The organism is Streptomyces sp. NPDC050997 (assembly GCF_040660135.1).
GTDB lineage: Bacteria > Actinomycetota > Actinomycetes > Streptomycetales > Streptomycetaceae > Streptomyces.
Window position 1 is genome coordinate 93,676 of sequence record NZ_JBFAGK010000008.1, and the last position, 20,991, is coordinate 114,666.

At 69.3% G+C, this 20,991-nt stretch carries 17 protein-coding genes, 1 tRNA gene and 1 riboswitch; of the genes, 6 read left to right on the forward strand and 12 right to left on the reverse strand.

What is annotated here, in order from left to right; translation table 11 throughout:
* Positions 1–214 precede the first annotated feature (214 nt).
* The gene (locus tag AB0H86_RS20055) at positions 215–1,603 is read right to left on the reverse strand and encodes a cystathionine beta-synthase (RefSeq protein WP_362440007.1); all 1,389 of its coding nucleotides are present in this window, start codon (positions 1,601–1,603) and stop codon (positions 215–217) included.
* A 160-nt stretch (positions 1,604–1,763) separates the two neighbouring features.
* On the opposite strand from AB0H86_RS20055, the gene AB0H86_RS20060 reads away from it, so the two are divergent.
* The 3 genes from AB0H86_RS20060 to AB0H86_RS20070 all read left to right on the forward strand — a co-directional run bounded on the left by AB0H86_RS20060 (position 1,764) and on the right by AB0H86_RS20070 (position 5,277).
* On the forward strand, positions 1,764–2,789 hold the full coding sequence (locus tag AB0H86_RS20060) for an SGNH/GDSL hydrolase family protein (RefSeq protein ID WP_362440009.1): 1,026 nt from the start codon (positions 1,764–1,766) through the stop codon (positions 2,787–2,789).
* Positions 2,790–2,966: 177 nt separating this feature from the next.
* Positions 2,967–4,187 carry an acetyl-CoA C-acetyltransferase gene (locus AB0H86_RS20065; RefSeq protein ID WP_362440012.1) on the forward strand — a complete coding sequence of 407 codons (1,221 nt, stop codon included), beginning with the start codon at positions 2,967–2,969 and terminating at the stop codon, positions 4,185–4,187.
* A gap of 289 nt (positions 4,188–4,476) precedes the next feature.
* Positions 4,477–5,277, forward strand: coding sequence for a hypothetical protein (locus tag AB0H86_RS20070; RefSeq protein WP_362440015.1), 801 nt, complete (start codon positions 4,477–4,479; stop codon positions 5,275–5,277).
* A gap of 266 nt (positions 5,278–5,543) precedes the next feature.
* On the opposite strand, the gene AB0H86_RS20075 is transcribed toward AB0H86_RS20070, so the two are convergent.
* Entirely contained in the window at positions 5,544–5,855 is a 312-nt protein-coding gene (locus AB0H86_RS20075; RefSeq protein ID WP_362440018.1) for a hypothetical protein, read from the reverse strand.
* A 104-nt stretch (positions 5,856–5,959) separates the two neighbouring features.
* On the opposite strand from AB0H86_RS20075, the gene AB0H86_RS20080 reads away from it, so the two are divergent.
* A complete protein-coding gene (locus tag AB0H86_RS20080; protein ID WP_362440021.1) occupies positions 5,960–6,190 on the forward strand; it encodes a DUF4287 domain-containing protein in 231 nt (76 codons plus the stop codon).
* Between the two features lie 65 nt (positions 6,191–6,255).
* Here AB0H86_RS20080 and AB0H86_RS20085 read toward each other — a convergent pair whose 3' ends face one another.
* From AB0H86_RS20085 to AB0H86_RS20095, 3 genes are all read right to left on the reverse strand, one after another.
* Positions 6,256–7,152, reverse strand: a complete 897-nt coding sequence (locus AB0H86_RS20085; protein ID WP_362440024.1) for a Bax inhibitor-1/YccA family protein — start codon at positions 7,150–7,152, stop codon at positions 6,256–6,258.
* Positions 7,153–7,301: 149 nt separating this feature from the next.
* Complete coding sequence (locus AB0H86_RS20090) at positions 7,302–8,477, reverse strand: 4-hydroxybenzoate 3-monooxygenase (RefSeq protein WP_362440027.1); 1,176 nt, start codon at positions 8,475–8,477, stop codon at positions 7,302–7,304.
* Between the two features lie 221 nt (positions 8,478–8,698).
* Positions 8,699–8,782 (reverse strand) — tRNA-Leu (locus tag AB0H86_RS20095).
* A gap of 400 nt (positions 8,783–9,182) precedes the next feature.
* On the opposite strand from AB0H86_RS20095, the gene AB0H86_RS20100 reads away from it, so the two are divergent.
* Positions 9,183–9,953, forward strand: a complete 771-nt coding sequence (locus tag AB0H86_RS20100) for an ABC transporter ATP-binding protein (RefSeq protein WP_362440030.1) — start codon at positions 9,183–9,185, stop codon at positions 9,951–9,953.
* Positions 9,953–12,481, forward strand: coding sequence for an ABC transporter permease (locus AB0H86_RS20105; RefSeq protein ID WP_362440033.1), 2,529 nt, complete (start codon positions 9,953–9,955; stop codon positions 12,479–12,481). The genes AB0H86_RS20100 and AB0H86_RS20105 overlap by 1 nt, the downstream gene beginning before the upstream one ends.
* Before the next feature lie 89 nt (positions 12,482–12,570).
* Here the strand turns inward: AB0H86_RS20105 and AB0H86_RS20110 are convergent, their stop codons facing one another.
* The 7 genes from AB0H86_RS20110 to AB0H86_RS20140 form a co-directional block, all read right to left on the reverse strand.
* Positions 12,571–13,872: a cyclopropane-fatty-acyl-phospholipid synthase family protein gene (locus tag AB0H86_RS20110; protein ID WP_362440036.1), complete on the reverse strand. Its 1,302-nt coding sequence runs from the start codon at positions 13,870–13,872 to the stop codon at positions 12,571–12,573.
* A gap of 435 nt (positions 13,873–14,307) precedes the next feature.
* Positions 14,308–15,714: an NAD(P)/FAD-dependent oxidoreductase gene (locus AB0H86_RS20115; protein WP_362440039.1), complete on the reverse strand. Its 1,407-nt coding sequence runs from the start codon at positions 15,712–15,714 to the stop codon at positions 14,308–14,310.
* Positions 15,715–16,178: 464 nt separating this feature from the next.
* The gene (locus AB0H86_RS20120; protein WP_362440042.1) at positions 16,179–17,120 is read right to left on the reverse strand and encodes a Ppx/GppA phosphatase family protein; all 942 of its coding nucleotides are present in this window, start codon (positions 17,118–17,120) and stop codon (positions 16,179–16,181) included.
* Positions 17,117–17,647 (reverse strand): DUF501 domain-containing protein, encoded by a 531-nt coding sequence (locus AB0H86_RS20125; RefSeq protein WP_362440045.1) that lies wholly within the window; start codon positions 17,645–17,647, stop codon positions 17,117–17,119. Before AB0H86_RS20125 ends, AB0H86_RS20120 begins: the two co-directional genes overlap by 4 nt.
* 35 nt (positions 17,648–17,682) lie before the next feature.
* On the reverse strand, positions 17,683–18,159 hold the full coding sequence (locus AB0H86_RS20130) for a septum formation initiator family protein (RefSeq protein ID WP_362440048.1): 477 nt from the start codon (positions 18,157–18,159) through the stop codon (positions 17,683–17,685).
* 160 nt (positions 18,160–18,319) lie between these two features.
* The gene (gene eno, locus AB0H86_RS20135; protein ID WP_362440051.1) at positions 18,320–19,606 is read right to left on the reverse strand and encodes a phosphopyruvate hydratase; all 1,287 of its coding nucleotides are present in this window, start codon (positions 19,604–19,606) and stop codon (positions 18,320–18,322) included.
* 348 nt (positions 19,607–19,954) lie between these two features.
* Positions 19,955–20,659, reverse strand: coding sequence for a transglycosylase family protein (locus tag AB0H86_RS20140; protein WP_362440054.1), 705 nt, complete (start codon positions 20,657–20,659; stop codon positions 19,955–19,957).
* A gap of 3 nt (positions 20,660–20,662) precedes the next feature.
* Positions 20,663–20,828, reverse strand: a riboswitch (cyclic di-AMP (ydaO/yuaA leader).
* Between the last annotated feature and the right edge of the window lie 163 nt (positions 20,829–20,991).

Below are 20,991 nucleotides of genomic sequence, written 5' to 3' on the forward strand. Positions count from 1 at the left end.
TCCGTGACGCCGTTTCAGTGCCGGCCGGGCGGGGAGCCGCTCCCGCCCTGCCGACACCCCCTAATGTGCCGGACCCGTGTTAAGCGGGTGCTGCCAGGACGTGACACGCTCGTACCACTTCTGCGAAGTGCACCGATGCGGTGGGCGAACCGCAAGTTCGCCACCGGCACCGGCAGTTCACCGCAGGTTTGCCGTCACTTCCCGCGTCCGGCCGTCACTTCCCGCCCTTGGCCAGGAAGGCCAGCAGGTCCTGACGGCTGACCACACCGGTCGGCTTGCCCTCGACGAGGACGATCGCCGCGTCCGCCGCACCGAGCACGGTCATCAGGTCCCCGACCGGCTCACCGGAGCCGACCTGCGGCAGCGGCGGCGACATGTGCTTCTCCAGCGGATCCTCCAGCGAGGCGCGCTGGGCGAACAGGGCGTTGAGCAACTCCCGCTCCACGACCGAGCCGACGACCTCCGCGGCCATGACGTCCGGGTGACCGGCGCCGGGCTTGACGATCGGCATCTGCGAGACGCCGTACTCACGCAGTACGTCGATGGCCTCGCCGACGGTCTCGTCCGGGTGCATGTGGACGAGGGACGGGATGGCGCCGTGCACCTTGTCGTTGAGGACGTCGGCGACGCGGGCGCTGGGGCCCTCGTCCTCCAGGAAGCCGTAGTCGGCCATCCACTCGTCGTTGAAGATCTTGCTGAGGTAGCCGCGCCCGCTGTCGGGCAGCAGCACGACCACGACGTCGTCCGGCCCGAGCCGCTCGGCCACCCGCAGCGCCGCGACCACGGCCATCCCGCAGGAGCCGCCGACCAGCAGCCCCTCCTCCTTCGCGAGCCGGCGGGTCATCTGGAAGGAGTCCTTGTCGGACACCGGCACGATCTCGTCGGCGACGGTCCGGTCGTAGGCGGTGGGCCAGAAGTCCTCACCCACGCCCTCGACGAGATACGGCCGCCCGGAGCCGCCCGAGTACACGGAGCCCTCGGGGTCGGCGCCGACGACGTTCACCTTGCCGTCGCTGATGTCCTTCAGGTAGCGGCCGGTTCCGGAGATGGTGCCGCCGGTCCCCACGCCCGTGACGAAGTGGGTGATCCTGCCCTCCGTCTGCTCCCACAGCTCGGGGCCGGTGGAGTGGTAGTGGGAGAGCGGGTTGTTGGGGTTGGAGTACTGGTCGGGCTTCCAGGCTCCGGGGGTCTCGCGGACCAGCCGGTCGGAGACGTTGTAGTACGAGTCAGGGTGCTCCGGGTCCACCGCGGTCGGGCACACGACCACCTCGGCGCCGTACGCCCGCAGCACGTTGATCTTGTCGGTGCTCACCTTGTCGGGGCACACGAAGATGCACTTGTACCCCTTCTGCTGCGCCACGATGGCGAGCCCGACACCGGTGTTCCCGCTGGTCGGCTCGACGATCGTGCCGCCGGGCTTGAGCGCCCCGCTCTCCTCGGCGGCCTCGATCATCCGCACGGCGATGCGGTCCTTCACGGAACCGCCGGGGTTGAAGTACTCCACCTTGGCCAGGACGGTAGCCCGAATGCCCGTGGTCACGCTGTTGAGCCTCACCAGCGGGGTGTTGCCGACGAGGCTGATCATCGAGTCGTGGAATTGCACCGTTGTCTCCGGATGCTTGCAAAAGAAGTGGTCGCGATGGTGGAGCCAGCCTATGGCTTCCCCACGGTCCGTGGCGGCCGTTCACTGCCCGTTGAGATTGGGCGACGGTCCGTACGGGGCAAGGAGTGGATGTACGGATACGAGGAGGTGGCGGCGACGCATGACGAGGATGTCGAGGGCGAGGGTGGCCCGGCGGATCGCGGCCGGTGCCGCGTACGGCGGCGGTGGGGTCGGTCTGGCCGGCGCGGCGGCGATGGGTCTGCTGCTGGCGGAGGTACGGATGGCCAGGCGGCTGGTGGGCAACGGCACGACACCGCATGTCCCCCAGGCGGAGGGCCGCTACGGCCATGTCTACGCCACTCCCGACGAACCGGCCCTGCGCCTGGTGATGCTGGGCGACTCCACGGCCGCGGGCCAGGGCGTCCACCGCGCCGCCCAGACACCGGGCGCGCTGCTCGCGTCGGGACTGGCGGCGGTGGCGGAACGCCCGGTGGAGTTCCGTAACGTCGCTCTTCCCGGGGCCCGCTCCGACGACCTCGACCGCCAGGTGGCGCTGATCCTGGCGGATCCGGGCCAGGTGCCCGACATCTGCGTGATCATGGTTGGCGCGAACGACGTGACCCACCGGATGCCCGCGACCCGCTCGGTGCGTCATCTGTCGACAGCGGTACGACGGTTGCGTACGGCCGGCGCGGAGGTGGTGGTCGGCACCTGTCCCGACCTCGGCACGATCGAGCCGGTGCAGCAGCCGTTGCGCTGGCTGGCCCGCCGCGCCTCCCGGCAATTGGCGGCTGCCCAGACGATCGGAGTGGTCGAACAGGGCGGCCGTACGGTGTCGTTGGGCGATCTGCTGGGCCCGGAGTTCGAGGCGAACCCGCGGGAGCTGTTCGGCCCGGACAACTACCACCCCTCCGCGGAGGGCTACGCCACGGCGGCGATGGCGGTCCTGCCGACGCTGTGCGCGGCCCTGGGCCTGTGGCCGGCGGAGGAGGAGCGCCCGGACGCCTTCCGCCGCGAGGGCTTCCTCCCGGTGGCACGAGCGGCCGCGGAGGCCGCGTCCGAGGCGGGCACGGAGGTCGCGGCGGCGGTGCCGAGCGGCCCGAAGGGCCCGTGGGCCCTGCTGAAGCGACGCAGGCGTCGGAGGGTGCAGGTGACGGAACCGGCCCCGGTCACCCCGTCGCCCTGAAGCGCGGGGGGCGCGGGGGGGGGGACTGGGGGTGCCACCCCGGCGCCCCGAGCACCGCCGCCGCAAAAGCAAGCGCTTAGAAACTGCGGCAAGGGTCACACCGCCATACCCGTGACCAAGCCCATACGTACAGGTAACTTCCCAGACAGCCCCACCCCCGTCGCCAATGGAGCCGTCATGCCCGAAGCCGTGATCGTCTCGACCGCCCGCTCCCCCATCGGCCGCGCCTTCAAGGGCTCCCTCAAGGACCTGCGCCCGGACGACATCACCGCCACGATCATCCAGGCCGCCCTCGCCAAGGTCCCGGAGCTCGACCCCCGGGACATCGACGACCTGATGCTCGGCTGTGGTCTGCCCGGCGGCGAGCAGGGCAACAACCTCGGCCGGATCGTCGCCGTACAGATGGGAATGGACCACCTCCCCGGCTGTACGATCACCCGCTACTGCTCCTCCTCGCTCCAGACGAGCCGCATGGCCCTGCACGCCATCAAGGCCGGCGAGGGCGACGTCTTCATCTCGGCCGGTGTCGAGATGGTCTCCCGCTTCGCCAAGGGCAACTCCGACAGCCTCCCGGACACCCGCAACCCCTTCTTCGCCGAGGCCGAGGCCCGCACCGCCGCCGTCGCGGAGCAGGAGGGCACCACCTGGCACGACCCGCGCGAGGACGGCCTCGTCCCGGACGCCTACATCGCGATGGGCCAGACCGCCGAGAACCTCGCCCGCTCCAAGGGCGTCACCCGCCAGGACATGGACGAGTTCGGTGTCCGCTCGCAGAACCTCGCCGAGGAAGCCATCAAGAACGGCTTCTGGGAGCGCGAGATCACCCCGGTCACCCTCCCCGACGGCTCGGTCGTCTCCAAGGACGACGGCCCGCGCGCCGGCGTCACCCTGGAGGGCGTCCAGGGCCTCAAGCCGGTCTTCCGCCCCGACGGCATGGTCACCGCCGCCAACTGCTGCCCGCTGAACGACGGCGCCGCCGCGCTCGTCATCATGAGCGACACCAAGGCCCGCGAGCTCGGCCTGACCCCGCTCGCCCGCATCGTGTCGACGGGTGTCTCCGGCCTGTCCCCCGAGATCATGGGCCTGGGCCCGGTCGACGCGTCCCAGCAGGCCCTGCGCCGGGCCGGCCTCGGTATCGACGACATCGACCTGGTCGAGATCAACGAGGCGTTCGCCGCCCAGGTGATCCCCTCCTACCGCGACCTCGGCATCGACCCCGACAAGCTGAACGTCAACGGCGGCGCCATCGCCGTGGGCCACCCGTTCGGCATGACGGGCGCGCGCATCACCGGCACGCTCATCAACTCCCTCCAGTTCCACGACAAGCAGTTCGGCCTGGAGACGATGTGCGTCGGCGGCGGGCAGGGCATGGCGATGGTCATCGAGCGCCTCAGCTGACGAGGTCCGCGACCCTCAACCCCCCGTAGCCGTAAGGGAACCCAGCGTCATGCGTCGGCCCAGAACCCGGGAAACTCCAAGGTTCTGGGCCGATTTGTGATCCAATCTCCCCCAGGATGTGACCTAACTCGCTCAGGAGGGGATTCATGCAGGTCAGCCCTGCTTCGGCGGTAAACCGCGAGCCCAATGTCCTGTCCGTTTCGTGATGTTACGCACTGACAGCGGGTTAGTCCGCCCTTCAAGCTGATGTAGGAAGTCGGGGGTCGACTTTGGAACCGGGAGTACGTCAGTGAGCGCCATGCCGATCGCCTTGTTGGTCACCACGGCCGCCACCGGTGCCGTGGGCGTCGCCGTCCTGCGCACCCTCATGGTGCTGCGCCGACAGGTCGCCGCCCTGCACACCGAGCTCGCCAAGAACAACGCCACGGCCGCGCGGGGCTTCGTGCCCGCCGCCCGGCCCGCCGCGGATGTCGGCGAGATACGTGCCGCCGTGGCCGAGGCCCTCGCGGAGGAACGCGAGCGCGAGCTCGCCGAGGCGCGCGCCTTCTGGGCCGCCCAGGAGGTGCGTGACGCCTCCGATGCGCCCTCGCTGCTTGGCCTGCCCGACAGTGAGCTGTTCCTGCCCCGGCAGACCGATTTCGTGGGTCTGGAGCCGGTCGCCGAGTCCGGCGCCGACACCGACGAGTTCGCCGGGGGCTCCTCCTCCGGGGGCGATTCGCCGGAGCTGGCCGCAGCCCGCCGCCGTCACCCCTCCCACCCGGACTTCGTTCCGGTGGCATCCCCCGTCGTCAACGACCACGAGCGCACGGTGGCCACGCTGGAGGAGCTGGCCGCCACCGCCACCGAGCTGACCGACGTCCGCCCCGGCCCCCTCGGCACCCTCGACGTCTACGTCTTCGCCGACGGCACCACCCTGTGCATGACCCCGGGCCACCGCGAAACAGCGGAACGCCTCGCGGCGTCCCTCCGCGCCGGCGAGACGCCGGTACTCCTGGGCGGCTCGGGCATCTCGGGCGCGTACACCCTGACCTTCGCGTGCGGCGAGGAGAACGTCTACATCCTCGCGGACCGGGTCATAGCGTCGCTCTAGCGCACGCAGGGCCAGGAGGCCGGGGGCTGGAAGGCCGGGAGACCGGAGGCCGGGGGTCGGGAGACCGGAGGCCGGGGGTCGGGGCCGGGAGACCGGAGGCCGGAAGACCGGAGGCCGGGGGCCGGAAGAGCGGAGGCCGGAAGACCGGAGGCCGGGGGCCGGAAGACCGGAGGCCGGGGGCCGGAAGAGCGGAGGCCGGAAGACCGGAGACCGGGGGCCGGAAGACCGGAGACCGGGGGCCGGGAGGCCGGAGGGCCGAGCGCGCCCTACACGCCCGCCCTCTTCTGCGCCTCCTCCACCAACCGCACAGCGTCATCGACCTGGCCCTCGTCCTTCAGCACGAGGGTCAGGTCATGCACGGCCACGGTGATCTGGTCGGCGACGGCGAACATCCCCGCGTCCGGCATCACCCGGGGCTCCGCTCCGGGCGCCTCCACGGCCTGCGCCCACCGGGCCATCTCTCTGGCCAGTCCCAGAGCCTCGGCGGCAGCGCTGCGCTGCAGCCGACTCTGCGGCGCCGCCCTCAACCGGTCGGCAAAGTGATCCACGGCTTGCGTCAGGCGCGTCGTATCCACCACGCCGTGAGCGTACGCGCCGTACCGAGACTGTTGCCAACGGGCGAACCCTCAGGCACGGTGACCTGAAGGACCGGCTTACATCCCCTTTGCGTCCGGAGGCGCCGATGTCCCACGTCCTCTCCGAGGAGACCCACCGCAACATGCTCGCCCGCATCCCCCACTGCACCGGTCGTGAAGTATCCGACTGGCTGCGCACCGTCGAGGACGGCCCGGCTCTCTTCCGCTTCGAGGAAAAGGTCAGCTGGCTCCGCCACGAACACAACCTCGCGTACGGCCACGCGAAGGCGATCGTCCACGAGTACGACCTGAGGAGGGCGGCGCGCAAATTCCTCTAGGCGCGCACAACGTGAAAGGGCCCCGGGAAACACCCGGGGCCCTTTCACGCTCACGTCACTGCTCATCAGTCGCTGCTGTTGAGGATCGCGATGATCCTCAGGAACTCCATGTAGATCCACACCAGCGTCAACGTCAGGCCGAAGGCCGCCAGCCACGCCTCGTCCTTCGGAGCCCCGTAGGCGACGCCGTCCTCGACCTGCTTGAAGTCCAGGGCGAGGAAGCAGGCGCCGAGCAGGATGCCGACGACACCGAAGACGATGCCGAGCGGGCCGCTGCGGAAGCCGAGGCCGTCACCGCCGCCGAAGACGGCGAACAGCAGGTTCACCATCATCAGCAGGACGAAGCCGAGCGCGGCCGCCATCACGAAGCCGTAGAACCGGCGGTTGACGCGGATCCAGCCGGCCTTGTACGCCACCAGCACGCCGGCGAAGACCGCCATGGTGCCGATCACGGCCTGCATGGCCGCACCGTCGGCGATGCGGTTGTCGACGATGTTGGACAGAACGCCGAGGAACACGCCCTCGAAGGCGGCGTACGCCAGGATCAGCGCGGGCGAGGCCTTGCGCTTGAAGGACTGGACGAAGGCCAGGACCATGCCGATGAGCGCGGCACCGATGCCGATCCCGTACGACCGGCCGATGTTCGCGTCGTCGATGGGCAGCAGCGCCCAGGCGAGCGCGGCCGTGACGATCAGGACGCCGAGCGTGGTACCGGTGCGCTGGATGACGTCATCGATCGTCATCCTGCCGGTGGTGACCGGGGCCTGCGGCGGTGCGCCCTGCTGCAGGTCCTGCTGCGCGTACGGGTTCTGGGCGTACGGGTTGCCGGCCTGCGGCTGCGCGTAGGGGTTGGCCTGCGTGCCTACGGCTGCGCCCCCGGCCTGCGGCGCGGTGTTGAAGCCCGCGTAGCCGTTGTCGCGGCTGAACCCCCGTCGCGAGAAGACCGGGTTGCTGCTCCTCATTTCACTCCTCCATGGCCGCCTTGTGTGGGCCTTGGCTCAAGAGTAATAGGTAGGCAAAAGAATGCCTCTAGTGCTTGGGGAGGATCTTTCCCCTGCCGTGCTGCCCAACACGCTACGCGAGCGGGTGATTCCCACCACGGGAGGGGTGTTCACCCGAACGGGAACCCGGTGTACGCCTCGGCCAGGTCGGTCTCGGCGGCCCGGGAGGAGGCGATCCGCTCCAGACGGGCCAACTGGAGGCGGTCCTCGAAGGCGGAGGTGCCGGGGGCGCGGTGCAGGAGGGTCGTCATGTCGTAGCTGAAGCGCTCGGCCTGCCACACCCGGCGCAGACAGGTCGCCGAGTACGCGTCGAGCAACTCCGTCGAGCCCTTGCCCCGTTCGTGCGTCAGGGCCCGCGCGAAGGTCACGACGTCCCCGACGGCCAGGTTGAGTCCCTTGGCTCCGGTGGGCGGCACGATGTGGGCCGCGTCCCCGGCGAGGAAGAGGCGGCCGTACCGCATGGGCTCGTGGACGTAGGAGCGCATGGGGGTCACCGACTTCTGGGTGATCGGGCCGCGTGCCAGCCGCCAGTCGTCGGCGGTCTCGAAGCGGCGCTCCAGTTCCGCCCAGATGGCGTCGTCGCTCCAGGAGTCGGCATCCGTGCCCTCGGGGACCTGGAGGTAGAGACGGGAGACGGAGGGGGAGCGCATGGACAGGAGCGCGAAGCCGCGGTCGTGGCGGGCGTAGACCAGTTCGTCGTGCGAGGGCGGGACGTCGGCGAGGATGCCGAGCCAGCCGAAGGGGTACGTCCGCTCGAACACCTGGGTGAGCCCGGTCGGGATCGCCTTGCGCGCCACCCCCCAGAAGCCGTCGCAGCCGACGATGTAGTCGCACTCCAGGACGTCCTCGCGGCCCTCGTGCCGGAAGCGGACACGGGGCCGGTCGCTGTCGGCGTCCTCGACGGCCAGCGCCTCCGCCTCGAAGAGCAGGGGGCCGCCCTCGGCGAGCTGGAGGGCGATGAGGTCCTTGCAGACCTCGGTCTGGGCGTAGACCATCACGGACCGGCCGCCGGCGAGGGCGGTGAAGTCGACGCGGTGGCGCTGCTTGGCGAACCGCAGTTCGATGCCGTCGTGGCGCAGGCCCTCGCGGTCCATGCGTGCCCCGGCGCCGACGTCGCGCAGCACATCGACCGTGCCCTGTTCAAGGATCCCGGCACGCTGCCGATGTTCGACATAGGCCCGGTCGCGGCTCTCCAGGACGACCGAGTCGATGCCCGCGTCATGGAGCAGCCGGGCCAGAAGGAGGCCGGCCGGACCGGCTCCGATGATGCCGACGGTGGTGCGCATCGACCAGCCTCTCTGTTCACACAGCCGTGTCATGCGATCGCGTTCACATGATCCCGTTCACTGTTCACGCAAATTTGTTCGCGTGGTGAAATTTGCTTCACCAGCTTTCAGACGTGAGTTTCCGACCGCACGCGTCTGCTGTCAACGGTCGTGCGTCGAAGTCTTCAATGAAGGGTGCAGGCAACAGAAGCCGCGAACGGCGGCTCGCAGAGGTGCGGAAGTGCCCGGAGCCGGACTTGAACCGGCACGCCCGCGAAGGGGCAGCGAGGTTTAAGCTCGCCGTGTCTGCATTCCACCATCCGGGCAGGCCATGGGCTCCGCATCGAGGTCCCGAGCCTATCGGGAGGCTCCCCCCGAACATCGGGCGGGCGGACCGATGTTGTCTTATTTTATTGAGGTCTGAGGGAGCATCAGCACCTGGAACAGGCCATCCGCACTTGCCAGCAGCCTTGCGCGCGACGCTCGGCCTCGCATGCGGAATGACGGAATTTCACCGTCTGAACAAGGACGCTCCACCTGTTCTCGACGTGACCCCCTCTCAGGGGCGGCCGTCATCCCCAGGTATGACAGCGCGCGGTGTGGTCCGACCCGAGGCTGTGTTCGGAACCGGAACAGCGGCTGACTACACGGCGGCTTACGGCAGCCACGATGGAACAAGTCCCGTCGGGGCCCCATCCGTCGTCGTTCCCTCAGGAGTGCCTACTCGTGACCACCGCATCCATCGCCGACCGGACCACCGCAGTGGCCGCGCGCGCCACGGATCTGTCGAAGATCTACGGACAGGGCGAGACCCAGGTGGTCGCCCTGGACCGGGTCTCCGTCGAGTTCCGGCAGGCCGAGTTCACCGCGATCATGGGCCCCTCGGGCTCCGGCAAGTCCACGCTGATGCACTGTGTGGCCGGCCTGGACACCTTCTCGTCCGGTTCGGCGCGCATCGGCGAGACGGAACTGGGGTCCCTCAAGGACAAGCAGCTGACCAAGCTGCGCCGGGACAAGATCGGCTTCATCTTCCAGGCCTTCAACCTGCTGCCGACGCTGACGGCCCTGGAGAACATCACCCTCCCGATGGACATCGCGGGCCGCAAGGCCGACAAGCAGTGGCTGAACTCGGTGATCGGGATGGTGGGCCTGGCCGACCGTCTCAGCCACCGACCCTCCCAGCTCTCCGGCGGCCAGCAGCAGCGCGTCGCGGTGGCCCGCGCCCTGGCCTCCCGGCCCGAGATCATCTTCGGCGACGAGCCGACCGGAAACCTCGACTCGCGCGCGGGCTCGGAGGTCCTCGGCTTCCTGCGCAACTCCGTACGGGAGCTCGGGCAGACGGTGGTGATGGTGACTCACGACCCGGTGGCCGCGGCATACGCGGACCGGGTGGTGTTCCTGGCGGACGGACGGATCGTCGACGAGCTGCACGGACCGACCGCGGACTCGGTCCTCGACCTGATGAAGCAGTTCGACGCGAAGGGCCGTACCAGCTGATGTTCCGCACCGCCCTGCGCAACGTATTCGCGCACAAGGCCAGATTGCTCATGACCGTGCTCGCCGTGATGCTCGGCGTGGCCTTCGTCTCGGGAACCCTGGTCTTCACCAACACCATCTCCGAGGCCTTCCAGAAGAGTTCGGGCAAGGGCTTCGACCAGGTCGACGTGGCCGTGGAGGCCGAAACCCAGGAGGACAAGGGCGACACCGTCGGCAAGACGGCCGAGCTGACCCAGGCCCTGCTCGACGACAGCGCGAAGGTGCCGGGGGCCGCGTCCGCCGTCGGCGTCGTCAACGGGTACACCGCGATCGCCGACAAGGACGGCAAGCTCATCGGCGGCGGCTTCCAGTCGCAGGGCGGCAACTACTGGGGCACCAAGGACACCCGGTATCCGCTCACCGACGGGCACGCCCCGAGCGGTGCGAACGAGGTCCTCATCGACTCGGAGACCGCGAAGCGCGCCGGGTACGAGGTCGGCGACACCGTACGGCTCTCCGTGGACGGTCCGGTCCTCGACCCGAAGATCACCGGCATCTTCACCACCGACGACGGCAATGTCGCCGCCGGCGGCAGCCTCGCCCTCTTCGACACGGCCACGGCCCAGCAGCTGTTCGGCAAGAAGGGCACGTACGACCAGATCGACGTGCGGGCGAAGCCCGGCGTCAGCCAGACGGCGCTGAAGGCGGAGCTGGACAAGGCGCTGCCGAAGGACCTCGTCTACACCACGACCGGGCAGCAACTGGCCGACGACCAGGCGCAGATGATCTCCGCCTCGATGTCCGGGATGAAGCAGGGCCTGCTGGTGTTCGCGGGCATCGCGCTGTTCGTCGGCACGTTCATCATCGCCAACACCTTCACCATGCTGGTCGCCCAGCGCACCAAGGAACTGGCGCTGCTGCGCGCGGTCGGCGCCTCCCGCCGTCAGGTCACCCGGTCGGTGCTCCTTGAGGCATTCGTGGTGGGCGTGGTCGCCGCGGTGACCGGCCTGGTCGCCGGTATCGGCATCGGGGCGGGCATGCGGTCGCTGATGGGCTCGCTCGGGGCGACCGTCCCGGACGGACCGCTGATCATCACGCCGAACACGGTCGGCGCGGCCCTCGCCGTCGGCATCCTCATCACCATGCTGGCCGCGTGGCTGCCCGGCCGCCGGGCCGCGAAGATCCCGCCGGTGGCGGCGATGAGCAGCCTGCACGCACAGGCCACCACCAAGTCGCTGGTGCTGCGCAACACGCTGGGCGCGCTGTTCTCGGCGGCGGGTGTCGCGGTGGTCCTGGCCGCGACGACGATGTCCGGCTCCGACGGCCAGGCCCCCATGGGCATCGGCGCGGTCCTGCTGATCATCGGTGTCTTCATCCTCACGCCCCTGCTGTCCCGCCCGCTGATCGCGGCCGCGGCACCGGTGCTGCGGGTGTTCGGCGTCTCGGGCAAGCTGGCCCGTCAGAACTCGGTGCGCAATCCCCGTCGTACGGCGGCCACCGCCTCCGCGCTGATGATCGGCCTCACCCTCATCACCGGCATGACGGTGATGGCGGGCAGCCTGCAGAAGTCCATCGACAAGATGGCCTCCTCGGCGATCCGCGCGGACTACGTGGTCTCCATGGCCAACGGCAGCGAGCTCTCCCCCGACGTCGAGAAGAAGCTCCGGGGGATCGACGACATCACCGCCCTCAGCCCGATGCGCAACGCGCCCTCCCGCATCGGCGGCGAGACCGAGTACCTCACCGGCGTCACGGGCGACGCGATCGGCAAGCTGACCGACCTCAAGGTCGACAACGGCTCCTTCGAGGTCGGAGGCACGCGGGTCGTCGTGGACCGCACGACGGCCAAGTCGCACGGCTGGAAGGCCGGTTCGGGCTTCACCGTCGCCTACGAGGACGGCAAGAAGCAGAAACTGACCGTCGCCGGGGTCTACGAGGGCAACGACATGATCCAGGGCATCATCCTGGACAACAGCGCGCTCGCCCCGCACCAGTTGGACCCGGCCGACATGCAGGTGATGGTCAAGACGTCCGACGGCGCGTCCGAGGCGACGAAGGACAGGCTGGAGAAGGCCCTCGGCTCCAACCCGGCCATCAAGGTCCAGAGCAAGCAGGACATCTCCGACGACATCGCGAAGATGTTCACGCTGATGCTGAACATGCTCTACGGGCTGCTCGCGATGGCCGTGATCGTCGCGGTGCTCGGGGTCATCAACACCCTGGCGATGTCGGTCTTCGAGCGCTCCCAGGAGATCGGGATGCTGCGCGCGATCGGCCTGGACCGCAAGGGCATCAAGCGGATGGTCCGCCTGGAGTCCCTGGTCATCTCGCTCTTCGGCGGGGTGCTCGGCATCGGTCTCGGTGTGTTCTTCGGCTGGGCGGCCGGTGAGCTGATGGGCACGAGCCTGCCGACGTACGAACTCGTCCTGCCGTGGGCGAGGATGGCCGTCTTCCTCCTCCTGGCGGCGACGGTGGGCATCCTGGCGGCGCTGTGGCCGGCCCGGCGGGCGGCCCGCCTGAACATGCTGACGGCGATCAAGTCGGAGTAGGGGGCAGGGGCACCCCGCCCTGGGGCCCGCTTCCGTCGACGGGAAGCGGGCCCCTTCCCTCAGTTCCAGATCCCTCAGTTCCAGTTCCCTCAGTTCCAGGTGCGGGAGCGTAGAGGCATTCCGGAGTCGCCGGACTCGGGTGTCCTGACGGCGAGGACCTGGTTGACGCCGATGTGGTTTTGTTCGAAGGCGAGTGCGGAGGCGGCCATGTAGAGCCGCCAGACGCGGGCCCGGCCGGGGCTGGTCAGCCGTACGGCCCGGGCCCAGTCGGCCTCCAGGTTGGCGACCCAGCGGCGCAGGGTGAGGGCGTAGTGCTCACGGATCGACTCGACGTCACGCACCTCGAACCCGGCGCGTTCGAGCTGGGTCACGGTGGTGCCGACCGGGGCCAGCTCCCCGTCGGGGAAGACATAGGCGTCCATGAACTCGTCGAGGTCGTACGTCGATTCGTCGTGCTGCGGGCGGCGGCCGATCTGGTGGTTGAGCAGCCGTCCACCGGGCTTGAGGAGCCGGAAGAGGTCCTCGGCGTACTCCAGATACCGTTCGGAGCCGACGTGTTCGGCCATCCCGATGGACGAGATCGCGTCGTACGGCCCGTCGGCGACGTCCCGGTAGTCCTGAACGCGGATCTCGATCCGGTCGGTCAGCCCCTCGCCGGCGATCCGCTTGCGGGCGTATGCGGCCTGCTCGTGGGAGAGGGTGACGGCGACGACGTGCACGCCGTGCTCGCGGGCCGCGTGGATGGCCATCGAGCCCCAGCCGCAGCCGACGTCGAGGAGCCGCTGACCGGGCCTCAGGGCGAGCTTGCGGGCGACGAGTTCGAGTTTGTCGCGCTGGGCGCCCTCCAGGGTGCCGCCGTCGGCCTCGGGGGCGGGCCAGTAGGCGCAGGAGTACACCATGGACGGACCGAGGACGATCTCGTAGAAGTCGTTGCCGACGTCGTAGTGGTGGCTGATGGCGCGCCTGTCGGTGCGCTTGGTGTGCAGGCGACGGCGTGGTCTGCGGACCTCCTCGCGTGGCGGGGCTGGTGGCAGCGGGGACCCGGCGAGGGCGATGAGTCCGCGGGCGGCGGCGCGGAACCCGGGGTCGCGGAGTGCCTGGGCGAGCGTGCGGGCGCCGTCCTCGCGCTGCCAGACGAGCCCCGACATCAGGTCGAGACAGGCGTAGAGGTCCCCCTCGATGTCCAGGTCACCGGCGACCCAGCCACGGGCGAGACCCAGCTCGCCCGGCTTCCACAGGAGGCGGCGTACGGCCCGGCGATTACGCACCACGAGTGCCGGCGCGCCCGGCGGCCCCGCCTGCGACCCGTCCCAGGCGCGGATACGCACCGGTAGGGGGCCTCCCAGCAACTGTTCGACGAGGTTCTTCAGTCGCAACGCGGCGTCCGGCATGACGTGCACCTCCGTGACGGTGGATCCCGGAATGTCCAACACCACGTAAACGCCTGCGGGGCCGGAGCGCAGTCCCCCATGCGCGTTACAGCTGGGCAAAAAGATGTAAACGCCACGAGTCAGAGGCCGAGGGCAGACGCTCCAGCCAGAAGTGCGGGATGCCGGCGGCAGCGTACTTGCGGGGCTTGGTGTCGCGGTCGCGGGGCCGGCCCGTTGTCGGTTCGCCGCGTACGAATTCCTGGCCTAGGGGCATGGATAGCCTGGTGGCGGGGTCACCCGATACCTGGCGCGCCACTCGGCAGGCGCTCGGCGCCTGTGCGATGCCGAATGTCCTGGGCCGCATGCCATGCGCCGGGTGAGAACCGAAGCACGCCGAAGGGGCCGCCCGCACCACGGATGGCGGGCGGCCCCTTCGGGGGGTTCGGTGAGGGGAGGTCAGGAGGCCTTGGCCTGCTCGGCCTTGGGCTTTTCCTCGGCCTTGTCGGTCTTGTTCGCGGCGGCGACCGGCGCCGGCTTGGCCGCCTCGTAGAACTCCTCGCGCGGAGTCTCCAGGGCGCCCAGCGCGACGACCTCGCGCTTGAGGAACATGCCGAGGGTCCAGTCGGCGAAGACACGGATCTTCCGGTTCCAGGTCGGCATCGCCAGACCGTGGTAGCCGCGGTGCATGTACCAGGCGAGACGGCCCTTGACCTTGATCTTCACCTTGCCCATGACGATCATCGCGACGCCCTTGTGGAGGCCGAGGCCCGCGACAGCACCCTTGTTGGCGTGGCTGTATTCCTTCTGCGGGAAGCCCCGCATACCGGAGATCACGTTGTCACCGAGGACCCGCGCCTGACGCAGCGCGTGCTGCGCGTTCGGCGGGCACCAGGCGTTCTCGTTGCCCGCCTTGCGGCCGACGAGGTCCGGAACCTGGGCGTTGTCACCGGCGGCCCAGATGTAGTCCGTGCCCTTGACCTGCAGCGTGGGCTCGCAGTCGACGTGACCGCGGGGGCCCAGCGGAAGGCCGTAGCGGGACAGGGCCGGGTTGGGCTTGACGCCGGCCGTCCAGACGACGGTGTTGGAGTCGACCTCGAGGCCGTTCTTGAGCACCACGTGGCCGTCGACGCAGGAGTCCATGGAGGTGGAGAGGTAGACCTCGACCCCGCGGGTCTCCAGGTGCTCCTTGCCGTACTGGCCGAGCTTGGGGCCGACTTCGGGGAGGATCTTGTCGGCGGCGTCGACGAGGATGAACCGCATGTCCTCGCGGGACACGTTGTTGTAGTACTTCGCCGCGTCGCGGGCCATGTCCTCGACCTCGCCGATGGTCTCCGCACCCGCGAAGCCACCGCCGACGAAGACGAAGGTGAGCGCCTTGCGGCGGATCTCCTCGTCGGTCGTGGAGTCGGCCTTGTCCAGTTGCTCAAGCACGTGGTTGCGCAGGCCGATGGCCTCCTCGATGCCCTTCATACCGATGCCCTGCTCGGCGAGGCCGGGGATCGGGAAGGTGCGGGAGACCGCGCCGAGCGCGATCACCAGGTAGTCGAAGGGCAGCTCGTACGCCTCGCCGACCAGCGGGGCGATCGAGGCGACCTTGCGGTCCTGGTCGATGGTGGTGACCCGACCGGTGAGGACCTCCGCCTTGGGCAGCACGCGTCGCAACGGGACGACGACGTGGCGCGGGGAGATGCTGCCGGCGGCGGTTTCGGGGAGGAAGGGCTGGTAGGTCATGTACGACCGGGGGTCGACGACCGTGACGGTCGCCTCGCCGTAGCGCATCTTCTTCATGACGCGCCGAGCTGCGTACAGGCCTACGTACCCACCGCCTACTACGAGGATCCTGGGACGCTCCGTGGTGCTCATGGCATCGAGTATCCACCCGCCACTGGACCATCGCTCGTGCGCCCCTTCACAAGCATGGTCGGGGTGTGTGCTATCCTCCGCGACTCGCGTGATCCAGGTCATGGCGTGAACCGGGAACCTGTGCGCAGGTGATGCCGTTGTCAATGCCGCGTGAGCTGCCTCTCCGGGCTATCGACCCCCCTGTAAATCCCTCTCGCCAGACCCTCCGGAACCCTCTCCGAAGCGTCCCCGCACGCCCCTTCTGAACACGTTCAAAGGGGCGTTGACCCCCCGGAAGGACCAACGGGGCGCCTTTCGTGCTCCGAGAGGGCCGATTTCCTTGTGAAGAACTTCACGAACTTTCTCGAGAGCGCGACGCCGAGGGGCTCGCAAGGGCCCCTCGGCGTCGCTCATACGTTGTCCGACCTGCTCAGTAGAGGCCTATCGATCATCGGTGGAGGCCCATTGATCATCGGTGGGCGTACCTACGCCACCGACCACGCGATCCCGTCGAGGATGTCGTGTTCGCTCACCACGACCTCCTCCGCGCCGACCCGTTCCATGATCGAGAGAAGGACGAGGGCGCCCGCGCCGATCACATCGACGCGGCCCGGGTGCATGGAGGGGACGGCCGCGCGCTCGGCGTGGGTGGAGCGCAGCAGCCAGTCGGTGATCTCGCGGACCCGGTCGCGGGAGACCCGGGAGTGGTGGATGGCCACGGAGTCGTACTCGGGGAGGTTCTGCGCGATCGCGGAGATCGTCGTCACCGAGCCGGCCAGGCCCACCAGGGTGCGCGCCTCGCGCAGCGGGACCGTCTGTTCGGCGAGGTCGAGCGCGGCCTCGATGTCGGCGCGTATCGCCGCGATCCGCTCCTCGGACGGCGGGTCGGACACGACACCGTCCCGGACGAGATGGCGCTCCGTCATACGGACGCAGCCGATGTCCACCGAGCGTGCCGCGCGCACATGGTCCTCGCCGACGACGAACTCGGTCGAGCCGCCGCCGATGTCCACGACCAGGAAGGGCCGGTGCAGGTAGTCCCGTCCGGTCAGCTCCCGCGTCGCGCCGGTGAAGGAGAACTCGGCCTCCTGGTCGCCGGAGATGACCTCGGGCTCGACGCCCAGGATGTCCAGCACCCCGCGGACGAACTCGTCCCGGTTCTCGGCGTCCCGGGAGGCCGAGGTGGCCACGAAGCGCACGCGCTGCGCCCCGTGCTCCTTGATGACCGCCGCGTACTCACGGCAGGCGGCGAAGGTCCGCTCCAGCGCCTCGGGGGCGAGGCGGCCCGTCCGGTCGACGCCCTGGCCGAGACGGACGATCGTCATACGGCGGTCCAGGTCGACCAGTTCCCCGGTCTCCGGGTCGGCGTCGGCGACCAGGAGCCGGATCGAGTTGGTACCGCAGTCGACGGCGGCGACCCTGGTCACTTGGCGTCCTCCTGAACCCGCGTCACACACGTGCCCTTGCGCCACCACTCCGGCAGCATCTCCAGCGCCTCGTCGCCCAGCGGGTTCACCCCGGGGCCGGCCGCGAGGGAGTGGGCGACCAGGACGTGCAGGCACTTCACCCGGTCCGGCATGCCGCCCGCGCTGGGGAAGCCCGTCAGCTCCTCGATCTCGTCGCGGCGGCGGATGTAGTCCTCGTGCGCGGCGCGGTAGGCGGCGGCCAGCTCCTGGTCGCTCTCCAGACGGGCCGTCATCTCCTTCATCACGCCGTTGGCCTCCAGCGTGCCGATGGCCGAGGCGGCCTTCGGGCACGTCAGGTAGTACAGCGTGGGGAAGGGCGTGCCGTCGGGGAGGCGCGGGGCCGTCTCCACCACGTCCGGCTCGCCGCACGGGCAGCGGTGCGCGATCGCGCGCAGGCCGCGCGGCGGGCGCCCGAGCTGCTGCTGGAAGGCCTCGACGTCCGCGTCGGTGGGCTCGGTGCGCGGGGTGGGCGGCGGGGGCGTTTGCATGCCTGTACGGGAGTCTCTCTGGAGTGTCTGTCGGTTCACTGGTCGGAGGCGTCGGACGACTCGACGCCGTCCCAGAAGTTCGCGTACCAGGGCCGGTCCGCGGCGCCGAGGTCGGTGCGGGACTTCCTGGCCGCGTTCGGGTCGATGACGACGAAGCCCGTCTCACCCGGCATGACGTAGTGCAGCCGCTGCCGGATCTGTTGCTCCGCGTACGCGTCGTCCTGCCATCGTGCCTTCAGGTCACGCAGCTGCTCGACCCGCTGCCGGGTCTGCTCCTGCTTGCGCTGCACATCGGCGATCTCGGCGCGCTGGGAGACGTACTGCCTTATGGGATAGGCGAGCGCCACGATCAGCGTGCACAGCACGAGGGCGAGCAGCGCTGCACGGCCGGTGAGCCGGGAGCGGCGGGCCTGCCGTTTGGTCTGGGAGCGGTAGACACGGGCCGCCGTCTGCTCGCCGAGCAGCCTGATCCTGGTCGTGGTGGAGAAACGGTCCCGGTCCTTCACGGCCATGTCCCCGCCTCCCGTCTCACACGTGCGTACGTCCCCGGACACGGTACGGGACCGGGTACGGGGACGTACGTACGACTGGCTAAGGCTTGGACCTTAACGGGTCAGCCCTTGGAGATCTCGCCGCGGCTGTGCCTACTGGTTCGCAGAGCGGCTGTGCCTACTAGTTCGCGGAGCGAAACCGCGGGAAGGCCGAGCGGCCGGCGTACACCGCGGCGTCGTCGAGGATCTCCTCGATGCGCAGCAGCTGGTTGTACTTGGCGACGCGCTCGGAGCGGGCCGGGGCGCCGGTCTTGATCTGGCCGCAGTTGGTGGCGACGGCGAGGTCGGCGATGGTGACGTCCTCGGTCTCGCCGGAGCGGTGGGACATCATGCACTTGAAGCCGCTGCGCTGGGCCAGCTCGACGGCGTCCAGGGTCTCGGTCAGCGAGCCGATCTGGTTGACCTTGACGAGCAGCGCGTTGGCGGCGCCTTCGTCGATGCCGCGGGCCAGGCGCTCCGGGTTGGTGACGAACAGGTCGTCGCCGACGATCTGGACCTTGTCACCGAGCTTGTCGGTGAGGACCTTCCAGCCGGCCCAGTCGTCCTCGAACAGCGGGTCCTCGATGGAGACGAGCGGGTACGCCTCGACGAGCTCGGCGTAGTAGTCCGTCATCTCGGCGGCGGAGCGCTCCTTGCCCTCGAAGGTGTAGACGCCGTCCTTGTAGAACTCGGACGCGGCGACATCGAGCGCGAGGGCGATCTGCTCGCCGGGGGTGTAGCCGGCTTCCTTCACGGCCTCGAGGATGAGGTCGAGGGCCTCACGGTTGGAGCCGAGGTTCGGGGCGAAGCCGCCCTCGTCGCCGAGGCCGGTGGACAGGCCGCGGCCCTTCAGCACCTTCTTGAGGGTGTGGTAGACCTCGGTGCCCCAGCGCAGCGCCTCGGAGAAGGACTCCGCGCCGATCGGCGCGATCATGAACTCCTGGATGTCCACGTTGGAGTCGGCGTGCGAGCCGCCGTTCAGGATGTTCATCATCGGCACCGGCAGCAGGTGCGCGTTCGGGCCGCCCAGGTAGCGGAAGAGCGGGAGGTCGCTGGCCTCGGAGGCGGCGTGGGCGACGGCGAGGGAGACGCCGAGGATGGCGTTGGCGCCGAGGGAGCCCTTGTTGTCGGTGGCGTCCAGGTCGAACATGGCCTGGTCGATCAGGCGCTGCTCGGTGGCGTCGTAGCCGACCAGCTCCGGGCCGATCTGCTCGATGACGGCGAGGACGGCCTTCTCGACACCCTTGCCGTGGTAGCGGTTGGGGTCACCGTCGCGGAGCTCGATGGCCTCGAAGGCACCCGTGGAGGCACCGGACGGAACGGCGGCACGACCCGTGCTGCCGTCGTCGAGGCCGACCTCGACCTCGACCGTGGGGTTGCCTCGGGAGTCCAGGATTTCCCGGGCTACGACGACGTCGATGGACGGCACGAGCATCTCCTTCTGGGATGTGACGCGGGTACGCGGGGCCGCGAGGCCCGTAGTGCACGGAGTCGCGGTCGGCTCCGCGAGATGAGCCTAACCGCCTTGGGGCGATCGGCCAGCCTGTCACCCACCTCTTGGACAGAACCGAGAGGAAATTGTTTCCGAACGGAACAAAGACCGGCGAGAAAGACCACACGAAGGTCGCGGGAAAGACCGCACAAAAAACCCCGCTCCGGTGCGTACGGGGGAACGCGCACCAGAGCGGGGAGCCCGTGGGGACGGGGGGCCCTCACGAGGCCTTCAGTATGAGGACCACACATGTGAGGGCGCTGTGGTTCGGACGGGCGCCGCGTATTACTTCAGGTGCAGCTGCTGGCCCGGGTAGATGAGGTTGGCGTCCTGAACGATGTCCTTGTTCAGCTCGAACAGCTTCTGCCAGCCGCCCTCGACCTTGTGCTTCGCGGCGATCGAGCCGAGGGTGTCACCCTTGACGACCTTGTACTCCCCGTCACCCTTCTTGACCTTCTTGCCGGTCGGGGTGGTGACGGTCTTCTTGGCCGCCGGACGGTCGTTGGAGCGGGAGGCCGGCTGCTCGCTCGAGCGGTCGGCGGTGCTGTTGGAGGACGAGCTGGAAGAGCTGCTGGACGAGCCGCTGCCGGACGAAGTGTCGGTGCCGCCGCCGGTGGAGGCGCCGGACAGACCCTTGCCGCAGACCGGCCAGGCACCCTTGCCCTGGGCGGCGAGAACCTTCTCGGCGACCGCGATCTGCTGCGTCTTGGAAGCCTGGTTGGCCTGCCCGGCGTACTGCGTGCCGCCGTACGCGGCCCAGGTCGAGGCGGAGAACTGCAGACCGCCGTAGTAGCCGTTGCCGGTGTTGATGGACCAGTTGCCGCCGGACTCGCACTGGGCGACGGTGTCCCACTCGGAGGCGGTGGCGGCGGAGGCGTTGCCGGCCGCCATCAGCGGAGCGGCGATGGCGACACCGGTGACGCCCGCTATCGCGGCGGCGCGGGTGGCCTTGGACGGACGGCGGTGCTTGCCCTGACCGGAAAACAGCATGCTTGATCCCCTCACCGACGCCTACGAGGTGAGCTGTCGGGTTCGGGCCGGTTGAGTTGCCCGGCCGCGTCCCTTCCGGGACGCGACTTCACCCCAAGCCGGTCCAGCTGACTGCTGGGCCCGGCACTTACCTTGGGTCCCCCGCTCCTGCCTACGGCGCTTTACGCGACGACTGTTCCCGTACGGCCACTGGCAGGATTCGGCGTTGCGGCAGACGGGGCTCGTGTTGGCGAGCGGTCCTGACCGTAGACACGCGATCCGCGGAATTTCAAAGACGATCAGGGCTTCTGAGAGTCATCCCACACTTTCACCAAATGGGACATTCAGCGCGA

Bases quoted from the DNA above. Each gene is read 5' to 3' on its own strand.
- AB0H86_RS20085 (WP_362440024.1), bottom strand. From the start codon at position 7,152: ATGAGGAGCAGCAACCCGGTCTTCTCGCGACGGGGGTTCAGCCGCGAC.
- AB0H86_RS20105 (WP_362440033.1), top strand. From the start codon at position 9,953: ATGTTCCGCACCGCCCTGCGCAACGTATTCGCGCACAAGGCCAGATTG.
- AB0H86_RS20110 (WP_362440036.1), bottom strand. From the start codon at position 13,872: ATGCCGGACGCCGCGTTGCGACTGAAGAACCTCGTCGAACAGTTGCTG.
- AB0H86_RS20140 (WP_362440054.1), bottom strand. From the start codon at position 20,659: ATGCTGTTTTCCGGTCAGGGCAAGCACCGCCGTCCGTCCAAGGCCACC.
- AB0H86_RS20080 (WP_362440021.1), top strand. From the start codon at position 5,960: ATGTCCCACGTCCTCTCCGAGGAGACCCACCGCAACATGCTCGCCCGC.
- AB0H86_RS20060 (WP_362440009.1), top strand. From the start codon at position 1,764: ATGACGAGGATGTCGAGGGCGAGGGTGGCCCGGCGGATCGCGGCCGGT.
- AB0H86_RS20130 (WP_362440048.1), bottom strand. From the start codon at position 18,159: ATGGCCGTGAAGGACCGGGACCGTTTCTCCACCACGACCAGGATCAGG.
- AB0H86_RS20125 (WP_362440045.1), bottom strand. From the start codon at position 17,647: ATGCAAACGCCCCCGCCGCCCACCCCGCGCACCGAGCCCACCGACGCG.
- AB0H86_RS20115 (WP_362440039.1), bottom strand. From the start codon at position 15,714: ATGAGCACCACGGAGCGTCCCAGGATCCTCGTAGTAGGCGGTGGGTAC.
- AB0H86_RS20090 (WP_362440027.1), bottom strand. From the start codon at position 8,477: ATGCGCACCACCGTCGGCATCATCGGAGCCGGTCCGGCCGGCCTCCTT.
- AB0H86_RS20065 (WP_362440012.1), top strand. From the start codon at position 2,967: ATGCCCGAAGCCGTGATCGTCTCGACCGCCCGCTCCCCCATCGGCCGC.